The organism is Achromobacter sp. Root83 (genome assembly GCF_001428845.1).
Taxonomy (GTDB): Bacteria; Pseudomonadota; Gammaproteobacteria; order Burkholderiales; family Burkholderiaceae_B; genus Achromobacter.
This window is the reverse complement of the sequence record NZ_LMIU01000025.1, coordinates 219,527-234,858: the sequence shown is the minus strand read 5'-3', so window position 1 is coordinate 234,858 and position 15,332 is coordinate 219,527. Positions and strand designations below refer to the sequence as shown.

15 protein-coding genes are annotated in these 15,332 nt (G+C 66.7%); 10 read left to right on the top strand and 5 right to left on the bottom strand.

The window, feature by feature from the left end; translation table 11 throughout:
* The first annotated feature begins 5 nt into the window (after positions 1-5).
* From ASE30_RS24180 to ASE30_RS24140, 9 genes are all read left to right on the top strand, one after another.
* Positions 6-1,088: an ABC transporter substrate-binding protein gene (locus ASE30_RS24180; protein ID WP_057286818.1), complete on the top strand. Its 1,083-nt coding sequence runs from the start codon at positions 6-8 to the stop codon at positions 1,086-1,088.
* Complete coding sequence (locus tag ASE30_RS24175; RefSeq protein ID WP_057286817.1) at positions 1,085-1,846, top strand: ABC transporter ATP-binding protein; 762 nt, start codon at positions 1,085-1,087, stop codon at positions 1,844-1,846. The genes ASE30_RS24180 and ASE30_RS24175 overlap by 4 nt, the downstream gene beginning before the upstream one ends.
* Before the next feature lie 3 nt (positions 1,847-1,849).
* Positions 1,850-2,632 carry an ABC transporter permease gene (locus ASE30_RS24170; protein ID WP_057286816.1) on the top strand — a complete coding sequence of 261 codons (783 nt, stop codon included), beginning with the start codon at positions 1,850-1,852 and terminating at the stop codon, positions 2,630-2,632.
* The gene (locus ASE30_RS24165) at positions 2,604-3,383 is read left to right on the top strand and encodes a class II aldolase/adducin family protein (RefSeq protein WP_235515340.1); all 780 of its coding nucleotides are present in this window, start codon (positions 2,604-2,606) and stop codon (positions 3,381-3,383) included. The genes ASE30_RS24170 and ASE30_RS24165 overlap by 29 nt, the downstream gene beginning before the upstream one ends.
* A 28-nt stretch (positions 3,384-3,411) precedes the next feature.
* Entirely contained in the window at positions 3,412-4,404 is a 993-nt protein-coding gene (locus ASE30_RS24160; protein ID WP_057286814.1) for an ABC transporter substrate-binding protein, read from the top strand.
* Positions 4,405-4,921: 517 nt separating this feature from the next.
* Positions 4,922-5,923 (top strand): ABC transporter substrate-binding protein, encoded by a 1,002-nt coding sequence (locus tag ASE30_RS24155; protein ID WP_057286813.1) that lies wholly within the window; start codon positions 4,922-4,924, stop codon positions 5,921-5,923.
* A gap of 292 nt (positions 5,924-6,215) precedes the next feature.
* Positions 6,216-7,073: a proline/glycine betaine ABC transporter permease gene (locus tag ASE30_RS24150; RefSeq protein WP_057286812.1), complete on the top strand. Its 858-nt coding sequence runs from the start codon at positions 6,216-6,218 to the stop codon at positions 7,071-7,073.
* Positions 7,070-8,320, top strand: a complete 1,251-nt coding sequence (locus ASE30_RS24145) for a glycine betaine/L-proline ABC transporter ATP-binding protein (RefSeq protein WP_057286811.1) — start codon at positions 7,070-7,072, stop codon at positions 8,318-8,320. Before ASE30_RS24150 ends, ASE30_RS24145 begins: the two co-directional genes overlap by 4 nt.
* Before the next feature lie 124 nt (positions 8,321-8,444).
* Positions 8,445-8,819 carry a tautomerase family protein gene (locus tag ASE30_RS24140; RefSeq protein WP_057286810.1) on the top strand — a complete coding sequence of 125 codons (375 nt, stop codon included), beginning with the start codon at positions 8,445-8,447 and terminating at the stop codon, positions 8,817-8,819.
* Between the two features lie 154 nt (positions 8,820-8,973).
* Here the strand turns inward: ASE30_RS24140 and ASE30_RS24135 are convergent, their stop codons facing one another.
* The 3 genes from ASE30_RS24135 to ASE30_RS24125 all read right to left on the bottom strand — a co-directional run bounded on the left by ASE30_RS24135 (position 8,974) and on the right by ASE30_RS24125 (position 11,764).
* Positions 8,974-9,939 (bottom strand): tripartite tricarboxylate transporter substrate binding protein, encoded by a 966-nt coding sequence (locus tag ASE30_RS24135; protein WP_057286809.1) that lies wholly within the window; start codon positions 9,937-9,939, stop codon positions 8,974-8,976.
* An 89-nt stretch (positions 9,940-10,028) separates the two neighbouring features.
* A complete protein-coding gene (locus tag ASE30_RS24130; RefSeq protein ID WP_057286808.1) occupies positions 10,029-10,508 on the bottom strand; it encodes a MaoC family dehydratase in 480 nt (159 codons plus the stop codon).
* Positions 10,505-11,764 carry a CaiB/BaiF CoA-transferase family protein gene (locus ASE30_RS24125; RefSeq protein WP_057286807.1) on the bottom strand — a complete coding sequence of 420 codons (1,260 nt, stop codon included), beginning with the start codon at positions 11,762-11,764 and terminating at the stop codon, positions 10,505-10,507. The genes ASE30_RS24130 and ASE30_RS24125 overlap by 4 nt, the downstream gene beginning before the upstream one ends.
* 71 nt (positions 11,765-11,835) lie before the next feature.
* Here ASE30_RS24125 and ASE30_RS24120 point away from each other — a divergent pair, with 71 nt between their 5' ends.
* Positions 11,836-12,738 (top strand): LysR family transcriptional regulator, encoded by a 903-nt coding sequence (locus ASE30_RS24120; protein ID WP_235515339.1) that lies wholly within the window; start codon positions 11,836-11,838, stop codon positions 12,736-12,738.
* Between the two features lie 28 nt (positions 12,739-12,766).
* Here the strand turns inward: ASE30_RS24120 and ASE30_RS24115 are convergent, their stop codons facing one another.
* Together ASE30_RS24115 and ASE30_RS24110 are read right to left on the bottom strand one after the other, a co-directional pair.
* Positions 12,767-13,900: a metallophosphoesterase gene (locus ASE30_RS24115; RefSeq protein WP_057286805.1), complete on the bottom strand. Its 1,134-nt coding sequence runs from the start codon at positions 13,898-13,900 to the stop codon at positions 12,767-12,769.
* Positions 13,901-14,099: 199 nt separating this feature from the next.
* Entirely contained in the window at positions 14,100-15,119 is a 1,020-nt protein-coding gene (locus tag ASE30_RS24110; RefSeq protein WP_057286804.1) for a histone deacetylase family protein, read from the bottom strand.
* Between the last annotated feature and the right edge of the window lie 213 nt (positions 15,120-15,332).

Genomic DNA, 15,332 nt, shown 5'->3' with positions numbered 1-15,332 from the left:
AATCTATGAAAACCTCCCGCATCCCGGCCCGCCTTGGCGCGGCCGCATTGGCCTTGTCCGCCGCGTCGGCCGCGCAGGCCGCCGACACCGTCACCCTGGCCCTGGGCATTCCCCTGACCGTCGCCAGCGGCGGCGTCTATGGACTGGGCAAGGACCTGGGCTACTTCGGCGAAGAGAACATCGAGGTCAAGGCCATCGTGTTCCAGGGCGCGGGCGCCCTGCTGCCGCAGGTGGCTTCCAAGAAGGTCACCATCGGGCTGCCATTGCCGGAACCCGTGCTGTCCAGCTACGAGACCGGCAAGACGCCGCTGCCCGTGCGCTACTTCTACAACGCGATTCCCTCGAACGAGCTGGAACTGGCGGTGCTGGCCGACGGCCCCATCAAGACGATCAAGGACCTGAAAGGCAAGAAGATCGGCGTGGGCGCGCTGACCTGGGGAACCATTCCTTCGACGCGGGCGCTGTTGCGCCAGGAATCCCTGGAGCCGGGCAAGGATGTCGACATCGTGGCGGTCGGCGTGCTGGGTTCGGGCTTCCTGGCGCTGAAGGAGGGCCGGGTGGACGCCTTGAACTACAACAGCTCCTGGACGGCGATGCTGGAGCTGACCGGCACGAAGGTCCGCCGCCTGCCGTATCCGCCGGTCTTCCAGAAGATCAACAGCAACGGCTTCATCGCGCACGAGGACACGCTGCGCGACCAGCCCGACCTGCTGGCCCGTTTCGGGCGCGCCTACACCAAGGCGGTGCTGGCTTGCGACGCCAATCCGCGCCTGTGCGCCGAAACGTTCTGGAAGTACCAGCCCGAAGCCAAGCCAAAGGACGGCGACTACCAGAAGCACCTGGACGAGGCGGTCGTGCTGGTCAAGAAGCGCATGGACAGTACGTTGCGCCGCCCCGACGGCGCCGACCGCGTGCCGGGTGAATTCGATCTGCCCGTGATCCGCGCGTTCGTCGGCGCCATGCACGCGGCCGGCGAGTTCAACACCGACAACATTCCGGTCGAAAAGATCTTCAGCAACCAGCTCGTCCCGCAGTTCAGCCGTTTCGACGCCGCCGCCGTGCGGGCGCAGGCCAAGGCGGCCCAATGACGGCTGCGCCCTTGCTGCGGACGCGGGCCCTGTCGGTGTCCTATCAGACGCGGCGCGGCAGCATCGACGCGCTGAGCGGCGTGGACCTGAGCGTGGGCGAGGGCGAGTTCGTCACCCTCCTGGGCCCGTCGGGCTGCGGAAAATCCACCTTGCTCAAGCTTGCCGCCGGCCTGCTGGCGCCCACGCGCGGGCATATCGAGGTGGCCGGCGCGCCCGTCGACGGGCCCAACCGCGATATCGGCGTGGCCTTCCAGAAGCCCACCCTGCTGCCGTGGCGGACGGTGCTGGACAACGTGCTCCTGCCCAGCCAGACCGCGGGCGAGCGCGGCGACGGGGCCGTGCGCCGTGCCCGGGACCTGCTGGACCTGGTGGGCCTGCGCGACTTCGCCGACAACTATCCCAGGGAATTGTCCGGCGGCATGCAGCAGCGGGTGGGCCTGGCGCGGATGCTGCAGCGCGATCCCAAGCTGCTGCTCATGGATGAGCCGTTCGCCGCGCTGGACGCGATGACGCGCGAGGCCCTGACGCTGGAACTGCAACGGATCTGGATGCGCGACCGCAAGTCGGTGCTGTTCATCACCCACAGCATCCCCGAGGCCGTGATGCTGTCCGATCGCGTCCTGGTCATGTCGGCCCGGCCGGGTCGGGTGGTGGAGGATTTTCGCGTGGAAATTCCGCGTCCGCGCTCGATGGCCACGCTGGCCGAGCCGGCATTCACCGCCGCCGCCGAGCACCTTCGGCGCCACTTCATCGGCTGAACCATGCAAAGACTCACCGCTGTTCTCTATCCGCTCGCCACGCTGGCCGTGGTGCTGCTGGCCTGGCACTTTTCCGTGACTTTCTTCCGGGTCCCCGACTACATACTGACCACGCCGGGCGCCGTGTTCCGCACGCTGGTGTCCATTTTCCAGGACGGCACCGTCTGGCGCCACATCGGCTACACCGTGTCCGCGACGCTGATCGGCTACGCGATCGGCAGCGCGCTGGCGCTACTGCTGGGCGCGCTGCTGGCGGAGTCGCGCACGTTCGAGAAGTTTGTCTACCCCTTGCTGGTCGCCATCCAGGCCACGCCCAAGGTGGCGCTGGCGCCGCTGATCCTCGTCTGGTTCGGCTTCGGCCTGGCGTCCAAGGTGGTGCTGGTGGTGCTTATCTGCTTTTTCCCGCTGTTCATCAACACCATCGTGGGCATCCGCCGCGTGGATCCCGACCTGATCGATGCGTGCCGCGCGTTCTCGGCGTCGCGCTGGTACATCTTCCGCCACGTCAAGCTGCCGGCCGCCTCGGGCGACATATTCGCCGGCCTGCAGATCGGGGTGTCGCTCGCGCTGATCGGAACGGTGGTGGGTGAACTGGTGTCCTCGGAAGCGGGGCTGGGCTATCTGATCGGATCGGCCGCCGTCAACCTGAATGTCAGCACCATGTTCGCCGGCGTGATCCTGCTGGCCGCCTTCGGCATCGCGGGCGCGCAGACCGTGCGCTGGCTGCATCGCAAGATCGTGTTCTGGGAGGCCGCCGGTGGCGCAGATACCCAAGCCCGGCCCTGAATCGCTGGAGACCGCGCGGGCGCGGATGCGGATCGACCTGGCGGCGTGCCATCGGCTGGCGGCCCAGTTCGGCATGACGGACCTCATCTACACGCACATCTCGGCAAGGCTGCCGGGCGCCGAAGACCGGTTCCTGATCAATCCCTTCGGACTGCTGTTCGAAGAGATCCGGGCCGACAACCTGGTGACCGTGGGGCCGGACGGTGAGCTGCTGGACGACCCGGCCGGGCTGGGCATCAACCGGGCGGGTTTCGTCATCCACTCGGCGGTGCATCAGGCGCGGCCCGATGCCGTGTGCGTCATGCACACCCACACGCTGGCCGGCGTGGCGGTGTCCGCCTTGCGCGATGGCCTGTTGCCCTACACCCAGCACGCGGCGCGCTTTCACAACCGCATCGGCTACCACGCCTACGAGGGGGTGGCGGTCGATCTGGACGAGCGCGCCCGGCTGGTGCGCGACCTGGGCCCGCACAAAGCGCTGATGCTGCGCAACCACGGCCTGCTGACCTGCGGCTCGACCGTGGGCGAGGCATTCGAGCTGATGTTCTTCCTGGAATTCGCCTGCCGGGCCCAACTGCAGATCCAGGCGACCGGCCAGGCGGTCGCGGTGCCCGCGCGCGACGCGATCCAGCGCGCGGCGGATACCTTCGACCGCGCCGCCGGGCGCAGCAGCCCGCGCCTGTGGCAAGCGCTGCTGCGCGGATTGGATCAGTCCGACCCCACCTATCGACACCTGCCGCCAGTCCTGTGACGGGGCAGGACTTACTTCTGGAGCAATCATGAACGTCTTGCATCTGATCAAACGCGCGGCCGTCTTCGCCGTGCTTGCCGGGGGCGTGGCCGCGCTGCCGGCGCATGCGGAAAAAATCCGCGTCGGCTACTGGCCCAGCGGCCTTACGCTGGGATATGGCGCCGTGCTGGAGGCCGGCAGCTTCTTCAAGGACCAGGGCCTGGACGTGGAGTACGTGCATTTTTCGGACGTCAACGGCCCAACCCGCGCCATCGCCGCCAATGCCATCGACCTGGCCTTCGGGTCTCCGGCGGCGGGCGCGTTCGCGCTGGCCACCGATGGCGTGCCCGTCAAGATCGTGCTGGCCACCCAGCCCTCGAACGTATCCTTCGTGGTGCTGGAGGATTCTCCGATCCGATCGCTTGCCGACCTGAAGGGCAAGAAGATCGGCATGTCGCCGGCGGGCAGTTCCACGGCCACCATCGCCAACGCGGTGCTGGCGGGCAACCATGGCATCAAGGAAAACGAATTCACGCTGGTGCCGGGCAACGAACCCCGCCTGGTGCAGTTCCTGGCGCAAAAGGAAGTGGACGCCGCCGCGCTGCGCAACGTCACCACCGCGCAGTTGAAGGACCTGAGGGTGCGGACGCTGTCCACCTTCGGCGAACAGTGGAAGACGCTGACCAAGAGCGACAGCGTTCCCTATAACGCCGTGGGCGTGGTCCGCGCCGAGTACCTGCAAAAGAACCCGGACGCCGTGGTGCGTGCCATCGTGGCGCTGCGCAAGGCGCTGGAGTACGGCCAGGCCCATCCCGCGGAGGTGGTTGGCGCGGTGCAGAAGGCGGCCAATCTGCCGCAGGCGGACGCGCAAGTGTTCGCGGATCTGTGGCAAGAGAACTATCGCGTGTCGCTGAACGCGGCGGACCTGGACACGCTCACGCGCGAGTTCCAGATATTCAAGAGCAACGGCACGCTCAAGGGCGATTTGCCGGCCGGCGCGCTGGACGCGGGGCCTTACGAGCAATCGCTGACCCGGAAATAGGGGGTTAGACAACGCGGGACGGGGAGGGGGCGCGTGGCGCCCCCTCAGTGCGATTGAAAACCCCCTTGCGCATGTCCGAAACGGGCTTTTGGCCCGTTTTGGAACGCCTTGTATGTATTAATATGAACAAAACATTAACTGAATGTATCTTTATTTTTGAACCAAATTTCCCCTGGGAAAATTGGCAATTCGCCCCTTGTTGATACGGGTTATCCCTTAGGCGCTGAGCCCCGGATGTATCTGTTTCATTCATGCGTGGGGTTGGGTTGCACAGCAATTTCGTTTAAGATGCTGGCTTCTTCGTTCAGTTTGTTCACTTTCTGTGGGTTTTCAAAAACATTGTTTTTGGAACTCCTGTCTTGCAAGACCCCGCACCCTTCGCGGCCCGTCTTGTTGCTAGTGTTCGGTTTGTATTGGCGGTTCTGCCCGTCTTCCGCACAACCCCCTTAGCTCCATGGCACTACCAGGCCAAACCCGGCCTGGCGTGTGTGCCTGAACCTATGGAGGCAAATAGCCAATGCGTTTTACCCCTGTCAAGACCCTGGCCGCCGTGGCCGTGTTGTTCGCGTTCGCCGGAACGGCCCAAGCCGCCGACGCCCCTCAGTGCGAAATCAAGCGGCCGGTCACCTTCGGCGCCATGAATTGGGAATCCAACCTGGTTCTCGTGGACGTCGAGCGTTTCATCATGGAAAAGGGCTACGGTTGCAAGACCGAAACCCTGCCCACCGAGACCCTGCCCGCCCTGGCCGCGCTTGAGCGCGGCGACCTGGACATCAATACCGAGATCTGGCTGAACAGCGTGGCCGATCCCTGGGACCGCGCCGAGAAGACCGGCAAGGTCAAGCGCATCGGCGACCTGTACATGGGCGCCGAGGGCTGGTACATCCCCCGCTACACGGCCGAGCGCCTGCCCGAGCTGAAGTCCGCGGCCGATCTGCCCAAGTTCAAGGACGAATTCAAGGATCCGGAAGAGCCCGGCAAGGGCCGGTTCTACGGCTGCCCGGCGGGCTGGGGCTGCGAAGTGACCAGCAACAACCTGTTCCACGCCCTGAAGCTGGACGACACCTACACGTTGTACTCGCCGGGTACGGGCGCCGCGCAGAAGGCGGCCCTGATGTCGGCCTACAAGCGCAAGCAGAACGTGGTCTTCTATTACTGGTCGCCCACGCCGCTGGTCGGCGCGATGGACCTGGTCAAGCTGGACATGCCGCCTTACGATGCTGAAAAGCACAAGTGCCTGACGTCGAGCAAGTGCGCCAAGCCCGAGGCCAGCGCCTATCCCGACAATCCCGTCTTCACCGCCGTGAACACCAAGTTCTCGCAGGAAGCCCCCAAGCTCACCGAATTCCTGTCCAAGGTCTCGGTGCCGCTGCCGGTGATCAATGAAACGCTGGCCCACATGGAAGAGTCCGGTGACGATTCCAACGCCGTGGCCAAGTGGTTCCTGAAAAACAAGCCCGACGTCTGGACCAAGTGGGTCTCCGCCGACGTCGCCGGGCGCGTCCAAAGCGCGCTGTAACGTACTGCGGTCCTGGCCGCGCGCCGCAGTGGCGCGTGCCGGTCCTTCGTGGGGCCGGGCCGCTATGCCAGGATGGCCGCCGGCCGGACGCTCGCGTCCGGCCAGTCAAGCGCGCTTGTGCCGCCACTCCCGGTGGCAACTTCCCCGGCGTTCGACACTGCCGTGAGATTGGCCTCCGTCCGCGACGGCCTGTCGAAGTGCCGGACACCTGTTTCAGTCTCGTTGTTTTCCGTTGTGCCGGGTTGCCCGGTGGCGACACGGGCGGCGAGCGCGCCAGAATGGAGTCGAATACATGTTTCCTGAAATTATTCCCGCCCGTCAGGTACGGGGGGCGATCGACGGCTTTGTCGATCACCTGGTCACCAACTACGCGGACACGCTGGAGACGCTGTCTCAGCCTGTGCTGCATGCCTTGGTGTGGCTGGAGCAACTGCTGCGCAACTCGCCCTGGTGGGCGGTGGTCGCCGTCACGATCGCGATCGCCTATGGCGTGAGCCGCCGCGTCGGCCTGAGCCTGGCGATGGGCGCGCTTCTGTGCGTGATCGGCGTGCTGGGCCTGTGGGACGCCGGCATGCAGACGCTGGCGCTGATGATCATGGCGGCCGGCCTGTCCGTGGTGATCGGCATTCCGCTAGGGGTGCTGATGGCGCGGGTCAACTGGCTGCGTTCGGTCATGCTGCCGGTGCTGGATGTAATGCAGACCATGCCCAGCTTCGTCTACCTGATCCCCGTGGTCATGCTGTTTGGCCTGGGCAAGATTCCCGCCATCATCGCGACCGTCATCTACGCCGTCCCGCCGCTGATCCGCCTGACCGACCTGGGCATCCGCCTGGTCGACCGCGAAGTGCTGGAAGCCTCGCGCGCCTTCGGGGCCAACCCGCGCCAGCAGCTCTTCGGTGTGCAATTGCCCCTGGCGCTGCCCAACATCATGGCTGGCATCAACCAGACCACGATGATGGCGCTGTCGATGGTGGTGATCGCGTCCATGATCGGCGCGCGCGGGCTGGGCTATGAGGTGCTGCTGGGGATCAATCGTCTGGAAGTGGGCCGCGGCCTGCTGGCAGGACTGGGTATCGTGGTGCTGGCCGTGCTGTTCGACCGGATCACGCAATCGTATGGACAGCGCATGCGCATGGGAGGCCAGCGATGAGCAAGATCGAGGTCAAGAACATCTACAAGGTCTTCGGATCGCACCCGAAGAAATGGCTGGAAGCCGCCCAGGGCGGCATGAGCAAGGAACAGCTTCTGGCCGAAAGCGGCCACACGCTGGGCCTGCGCGACATCAGCCTGTCCATCGAAGAGGGCAGCATCTACGTCATCATGGGCTTGTCGGGTTCCGGCAAATCCACGCTGATCCGCCACTTCAACCGCCTGATCGAACCCAGCTCGGGCCACATCCTGGTGGATGGAGTGGACGTGGTCAGCCTGAACAAGCGCGACCTGGAAGTCTTCCGCCAAAAGAAGATGAGCATGGTGTTCCAGCGCTTCGGGCTGTTCCCGCACCGCACGGTGCTGGACAACGCCGCCTACGGCCTGACCGTTCAGGGCGTGGGCAAGGCCGAGCGCGAGAAGCGCGCGCGCGAATGGCTGGAACAGGTGGGCCTGTCCGGCTTCGAAAACCAGTATCCCCACCAGTTGTCCGGCGGCATGCAGCAACGCGTCGGCCTGGCGCGGGCCCTGGCCACCGATGCCGAAATCCTGCTGATGGACGAAGCCTTCTCGGCGCTGGACCCGCTGATCCGCCGCGAAATGCAGGACCAGCTTCTGCAGCTTCAGGCCAAGCTGAACAAGACCATCGTGTTCATCACGCATGATCTGGACGAAGCCCTGCGCCTGGGCAACCGCATCGCCATCCTGAAGGACGGCGAACTGGTGCAGGAAGGCACGCCGGAAGACATCCTGCTGAATCCGGCCAACGATTACGTGCAGTCGTTCCTGCAGGACGTGAACCGCACCAAGGTGCTCAACGCCACGCACGCCGTGAACCCGGCGCGCCTGACGCTGACCATGCGCTCGCGCCCCGCGCACGCCATGGACCGCATGAACGCGCTGAACTACGAGTATGCGCCGGTGCTGGACGGCAAGCGCCTGGCCGGCGTGCTGACGGCCAAGGCCGCCGAGCAGGCCATACAGGAAGGCGCGCGCGACGTGTCGCGCTTTGTCGAGGACCTGGCCTCGGTGCCCGCCACGGCGGGCCTGGGCGAAGTCCTCGCGCAACTGGTGCACAGCGACCAGCCGGTCGCGGTGACGGGCGAGGACGACGAGTTCCTGGGCATGCTGTCGCGCAAGAAGGTGGTGGAGCTGGTGACGCCGGCCCTGACCGAGCCGGCGGCCATTGCCGAGGGCGCCGAACTGGAAGCGCAACCCGTGCCGGAACACCGGGGCGAAGCCGCCTGATTGCGGCCCGCGCCGAGGAAACTCTGCCCGCGTGCAACAGGCTTGCACGCGGGCAGAGTCACGATATGATGACTGGCCGGCCGGTTCGGCCTGCTTCTCCCATTTCGGAAAATCGGATACCGCCATGCCCATTTTGAACGTTCAGATCCTGCAAGGCCATTCGGCCGCCCAGAAGGCCGACCTGTTGAAGGCGGCATCCAATGCCGTGGTCGAGAGCATCGCCGCGCCGCTGCCCAGCGTGCGTATCGTGCTGCAGGAAGTGCCTGCCGAACACGTGATCGTGGCCGGCGAAATCGGCAAGCGCATGGCGCGCGTGGACGTGGCCCTGATCGAAGGCCGCGACGAGGCCAAGAAGGCCGCCCTGATCGCCGCCCTGAACCAGGCGGTGTGCGCCAGCATCGATATTTCCGGCGAAGACGTGCGCGTGCTGATCCGCGACGTGCCCAAGACCGACATGGGCGTGGCCAACGGGATTAGCGCGAAGGCAGCTGGACGGTAGGATTGGTGGCCCCCACGCCGCGCACGCTACGCGTGCTTGCTGCCCCCCGAGGGGGCGGCGCCCCGCCTTGGGGCGGCCCGGCGGCGGGCGGCTGTATAGGGCCCCCACGCCGCGCACGCTACGCCCGCTTGCCGCACCCCGGAGGCCTGGGCCTTCAATCCAGCTTCACATCCGCCGCCTTCACCACTTCACCCCACCGCTTGATTTCACTCTTGATGTAATCGGCGTATTCCTGCGGCGTCGATCCCAGCGCCTGGGCGCCTTGCGCCTTGAGCTGTTTTTGCATCTCCGGGGATTGCAGGGCGCGGCGGATTTCGGCGTTCAGCTTTTCGATGACGGGCGCCGGCGTTCCGGCTGGCGCCACCACGCCCTGCCAGGCGCCCATCCCGAAGCCCGGGGCCACCGTTTCCGCCACCGTGGGCACATTGGGAAGCTGATCGCTGCGCGTGGGGCTGGTGACCGCTAGCGCGCGCAGCTTGCCTTCGCGGATGAAGCCCAGCGAATCATTCAGCGTGTTGGTCATCACCTGCACCTGTCCACCGACCAGATCCGTCATGGCGGGCGCGCTGCCGCGATAGGGCACGTGCACCGCGTCGATCTGAAGCGAACGCAGCAGGAGCAGGGCGCCCAGATGCGTGACGTTGCCCGCGCCCGCCGACCCGTACGACAGTTTGCCGGGATGCTGGCGCGCGTACTCGACGAACGCCGCGGCGTTGTCCGCGGGCACCGACGGGTGGACGAGCAAAACCAGCGGGATGACCGCCGTGCTTGAAACCGGCGCGAAGTCCTTGACCGGGTCGAACGCCAAGGATCGATAAAGATTGGGGCTGAGCGCGATGGACGACGTGTTGTACAGCACCGTATAGCCGTCGGGCTTGGCGCCCGCCGCATACTGCATGCCGATGTTGCCGTTGGCGCCGCCCTTGTTCTCCACGACCACGGTCTGGCCCAGTTGATCGGTCAGTTGCTTGGCCAGCACGCGCGCCACCAGATCGGTCGGCCCGCCGGGCGGGAAGGGCACGACCATCGTGATGGGCCGCTCGGGCCAGGCGGCCTGGGCGCCGGCGGCGCCTCCCAGCGCCAGGACGGCCAGGCTGGCCGCCAGCAGTGCTTTCTTCATGGTTTGTCTCCTTGTGTTTTATGGGTGCCGCGGAATAGGTTCGGCCGGCGGCGCCCTCGATGCGGGGCGTTCCGCCGGCCGAACGGGTTCTAGTCTGGCCTGCCGGCCAGCATGCGCGTGGCGGTGTAGGCCATCACCGGCTTGCCGTGCTGGTTGCGGACTTCGATGGCGGACGTGACGACCGCCCGGTTGTGCTGCGACGTCGGGCGCACGCCGGTGACTTCAATTTCCGCCCAGATGGTGTCTCCCGCCACCACGGGCGCCAGCATTTTCTTGTGGACTTCCAGCAGCGCCAGCCCGGTTCCCTGCACCATTCCCTGCATGATCAGGCCTTCGATCAGCCCGTAGGTCAGCCCGCCGGGGGCGGGGCGGCCCTGGATGGCGCCGTGCGCATAGGTGGCGTCGATGAAGATCGTCTCCAGCATGCCCGTCACGCTGATGAAGTTCACGATGTCGGTTTCGGTCACCGTGCGGCGGAAGGTATGAAAGCGCTGGCCCACGGCCAGGTCTTGCCAGTAATAGCCCTGGCCGAGTTGCGCGATGGCGCGGGTGTCGTTGTCTGAACTCATGCGGAATCCTTGCTGTGTTCCGTGGTGGGGAAAGGCGCGCCGCGCGCGGCGCCTGTTTCAAGCAGCGCGCGGATCTGGGCATCGTCCAGTCCGGCCTGGCGCAGCACGTCCAGCGTGTGTTCGCCCAGGCGGGGGGGCATCGCGGCCGGCACGTTGGAAGCCTGCAGGCGCACCGGGTTGCGGGGGAAGCGGTAGCGGGCGCCGGACGCGCTTTGCAGCGGCACGAAGAAGTCCACGCTTTGCAGATGCGGGTCCGTTTCCAGGTCCTGCAGGCGGTTGACGGGAGCGGCCGGAATCTCCAGCCGTTCGCACAGGGCCAGCCAGTAGGCCGTGCCGTGCGCGGCGACGACGCCCGCCAGCAGTTCATAGAGCGCCTCGATGTGCCGCGTGCGCGCGGAGATGTCGGCAAAGCGCGCGTCCCGCGCCAGATCGGGGCGGTCCACGGCGTTGAAGAAGTCGCGCCAGTGCGCATCGGTGTAGGGCATCAGGCAGACATGGCCGTCGGCCGTCTGGCAGGGCCTGCGCCAGGGCGTCAGCACGCGCGGGTAGCCGGCCTGGCGCGGGGGCTCGCCGGGCTGCGCGGCCAGATGCCTGCCGTAGAAATGCTCCACCAGCACATAAGACGCCATGCTCTCGAACATGGGCACTTCGATCTGCTGGCCCGCGCCCGTGCGCGTGCGCTGGAACAGCGCCGCCAGGATGGCGTGCGCGGCGATCAGCCCGCAGGTCTTGTCCGCCGCGACCGTGGGCAGGTAGCGCGGGGTGCCGGTCTGGCGGTCGACCAGGTCGGCAAAGCCCGACAGGCCCTGGATGATGTCGTCGTAGGCGGGCCGCCCATCGTAGGCGCCGCCTTCGCCAAAACCGTACAGGCCGGCATACACCAGCCGCGGGTTGCGCGCGCACAGCGTGGCCGGGTCCAGTCCCAGCGCGGCCATCTTGGCCGGGCGCATGCTGTGCATCAGCACGTCGGCCTGATCCACCATCGTCAACAGCGCCTGCCGCGCCGAGGCCTGTTTCAGGTCCAGCACGATGCTGCGCTTGTTGCGGTTCAGTCCCAGGAAGATGGCGGCCAGCCCCGGCTCTTGGGAAGGACCCGTGTGCCGGGTGGAGTCGCCGCCGGGGGCCTCGACCTTGATCACGTCGGCGCCGTAGTCGGCCAGTATCTGCGACGCATAGGGGCCGAACACCACGGACGTCAGGTCCAGGATGCGCACGCCGTCCAGCGCGGCGGCGGGGAGGGGGGAAGAGGATGTCATGGCGGGAATCCTATCGGCGCGAAACATACGCGTCTAATATGGCTTCGGTATTGCTTGATACGGAATCTGTTATGGCTATCGATTTACGGCAACTTCGGCAGTTTGTGACGATCGCCGAATTGGGAAGCTACCGGCGCGCCGCCGACACCCTGCACATCGCTCAGCCCGCGCTGTCGGTGTCGATCCAGAAGCTGGAGCACGCGGTGGGCGTGCCGCTGCTGGTGCGCGGCGCCAAGGGCGTCAGCACCACGCCCGCCGGAGAAGCGTTGATGGCCGACGCCCGCCGCGCGCTTTTCCATACCGAGCAGGCCCGCCAGGCGGCGCGCCGCGTCGCGCTGGGCGAATGGGGCACGCTGCGCCTGGGCTTTGTCGGGTCGGCCACGTACATGCTGCTGCCGCGCTGCCTGCCGGCGTTTCGCGCGCAATACCCCGACGTGCAGCTGGACCTGCGCGAGGACAGCACGGTGGGGCTGGTGGCGATGCTGCGCGCCAATGAAATCGATGCGGGCCTGGTGCGCGGGCCGCTGGCCGAAGATGCCGCGCTGGATTCCTGGGTGGTCGAGCGCGACGACCTGATCCTGGCGGTGCCCGCCGGGCATGCGCTGGCCGTCGCTGGCCCGGTCGCCCTGGAGCGTGCGCGGTCCGAAAGCTTCGTGCTGTATTCACCCGCCAAGGTGCCGGGCTTGAACGGGGTGACGCTGGCGCTGTGCCACAAGGCGGGCTTTTCCCCGCGCATCAGCCAGGAGGCGATTCAGGTGCAGACGCTGGTCAGCCTGGTGGCCAGCGGCATGGGGGTGGCGCTGGTGCCGGGCGTGACGCGGGCGTATTCCACGCCGCATGTGGCGTTCGTGCCCTTGACCGACGCGGATGCCGGCGGTGCGCTGTCCCTGTCGCTGGTGACGCATCGCGACACGTCCTGCGCGTCGGTGCTGCGGCTGCGGGACAGCATGCTGGGGCCGGCCGCCTCGGCGTGAGGGCGAAAGGCCAATGCAGCGACGGGTGTCAGGCCGGCGGGGCCGCCCGCAGCACGATCCGGGTGATCTCGGAAGGACGGCCCAGCCGGATGGGAAAGCCGTTCCAGAGCCCCGCGCCGTTGCTCACATAGAGCTGCATGCCGCCGACCCGGTACATGCCCGACACATAGCCTTCGTTGGCCCATTGGGTGAGCAAATGCGGCCCGAGGATCTGGCCGCCGTGGGTGTGGCCGGAAAGCTGCAGGCGGGCGCCTGCCTGCGCATTCCGCGCCGCGCCGACCGGCCGATGGCTCAGCAGGATGACGGTGGCTGAAGGGGGGACGCCCGCCAGGGCCGCGTCGATGTCCGGCAGCGGCTGGCCCACGCGCGACGCCGCGGCGTCGGTGATGCCGGCAAGCACCAGGGACTGGCCACCGAGCTCAATGGTGGTGTGTCCATTGAGCAGCATCCGCAGGCCCAGACGGTCGAACGTCTTCAGCCAATTGACGTATTCGGCGTAGTACTCGTGGTTGCCGGGGATCGCGACCACGCCGTGCGGCGCCCTCAGTTCACGCAATGGGAGCACATCGGCGGCGCGGGCTTCGGGCGTCCCGTCCACCAGATCGCCCGTGATCAGCGTCAGGTCCGGTTCCAGTGCATTGGCCCGGTCAACGACCGCCCGCATCCAGTCCGCCTGCAGCAGGCGGCTGGCGTGGAGGTCGGTCAAATGCACGATCTTGAAGCCATCGAACGCGGGCGGCAGGCCGGGCAGGGCGACCTCGATCGTCTTCACGTCCGGCACCCGGACCGCTTGCCAGACGCCCACCGCGGATAGCACCAGCGCGGCGGCGGCAAGGCCGGTGCGCAGGCGCGGGCAGGCCAGCAGCGCGCGTCCATGGCGGCGCGAGAACGCGGACAGCAGCAGGCCCGCCACGTCCTTCGCAAACAGGAAAAGCGCAAGCAGTATCAGCGCGCCGAATGCCCAGCCCAGCGCCATCAGGATGCCGGCCGGCACCTCGGGAGACGCCATGGTGCCGAAGAAATTTCGGGTGATGAGATGGTGCTCGGCGGCCAGCAGCACCAGGGCCGCCAGCAGTATCTTTCCCATTCTTGGCAAGGTCAGCGGCCAGACGAAGCGCCAGATGACGTAAAGGCCGATGAGGCCGGTGATGACATGAAACACGTGCGAAATCCTGATGTCTTGTTGTTCGGGACTGCCGGGCGGGGACGCCCGGGCAGCCTGGTCTGTATCCCGCGAGGGAGCCGGTGATTAGACACTGGATCATGCATGCGCCGGATGTCATTCATGCGTTCGCCGCCGTTGCCCCGCTCGACGAAGCGGCCGGACAGGCCCGGCCCGCCCCGTCCCGCTGCGCCCGTGATCAGGCGCCGGTGAGCCCGGCGAAGAACCGCGTCGCGTTGGATTCCAGCCCTTCGATGTAATAGCCCCCTTCCTGCACGACCAGGGTCGGCAGGCGCAGGCCGCCGACCTCGCGGCCCAGGCGTTCGAAGCCGTCTTCTGTCACGCTGACCATGGCCTGCGGATCTTTTTCGAAGATGTCGAAGCCCAGCGACAGCACCAGGGCATCGGGCTGGAACAGGTCGATCGCGCGGCGCGCCTGGGCCAGCCTGTCGAAGAACACCGGCTCCGGCGAACCGTGCGGCATGGGCAGGTTGATGTTGTAGCCGTAGCCTTCGCCGGCGCCGCGCTCGTCCTCGAAACCCGCCACCACGGGGTAGAAGTTTTCGGGGTCGCCGTGGATGGATACGTAGAGCACGTCGCTGCGCTCGTAGAAGATTTCCTGGATGCCCTGGCCGTGGTGCATATCGGTATCCAGGATGGCCACGCGCGGAAATTTCGACGTCAGGCGCTGGGCGGCGATCGCGGCGTTGTTCAGATAGCAGAATCCGCCCGCGGCATCGCGCCGCGCGTGATGGCCGGGCGGCCGGCAGATGGCGTAGGCGTGGCGGTCGCCGGCCAGCAGGGCCTCGGCACCGGCAATCGCGCATTGCGCCGACCAGTAGGCGGACTGCCAGGTCTTGGGGCCGACCGGGCAACTGCCGTCGGCCAGGTAGCGCCCCGCCTTGGCCAGCACGCCGCGCAGCGCGTTGGGTTCGCGCACGAACACGTTGGAGACCACCTCGCCGCCCCAGTCTCCCGGCAGCTTCATCCAGTCTTCGTGAGCATCCTGCAGGAAGCGCAGGTAGTCCAGCGTATGCACGGCCGACAGCGCGCCGGCGCCGTGGTCGGCCGGCGCCTGGACATCGAAGCCCAGCTTGCGGGCCGCCTGCACCAGGCCATCCAGACGCGACGGCACTTCCTGCGGCGTGCGCATCTTGCCGCGCGAAAAGTACGTCTGCGGGTGGTGGAGCTTCTGATCGTCGTGGAAGTATGCCTTCATGCCTGTGACCCTTGAGTTGAAATCGCTCACGCTTCGAACCGACAGTTATACGCGTGCGCCGATCATAAGAAAAATGATGTTTGCCTGCGCCCGCACCGTCGTGGCGCTGGGGGAAACCCTAGGCCTGACCGGCGCGCGTCCCCTGGCATGCGCAAAAACGTGTGTACAATTCCGCCTCGCCGCATCTGCAATGGATGCGCGTCGCGTCGAATA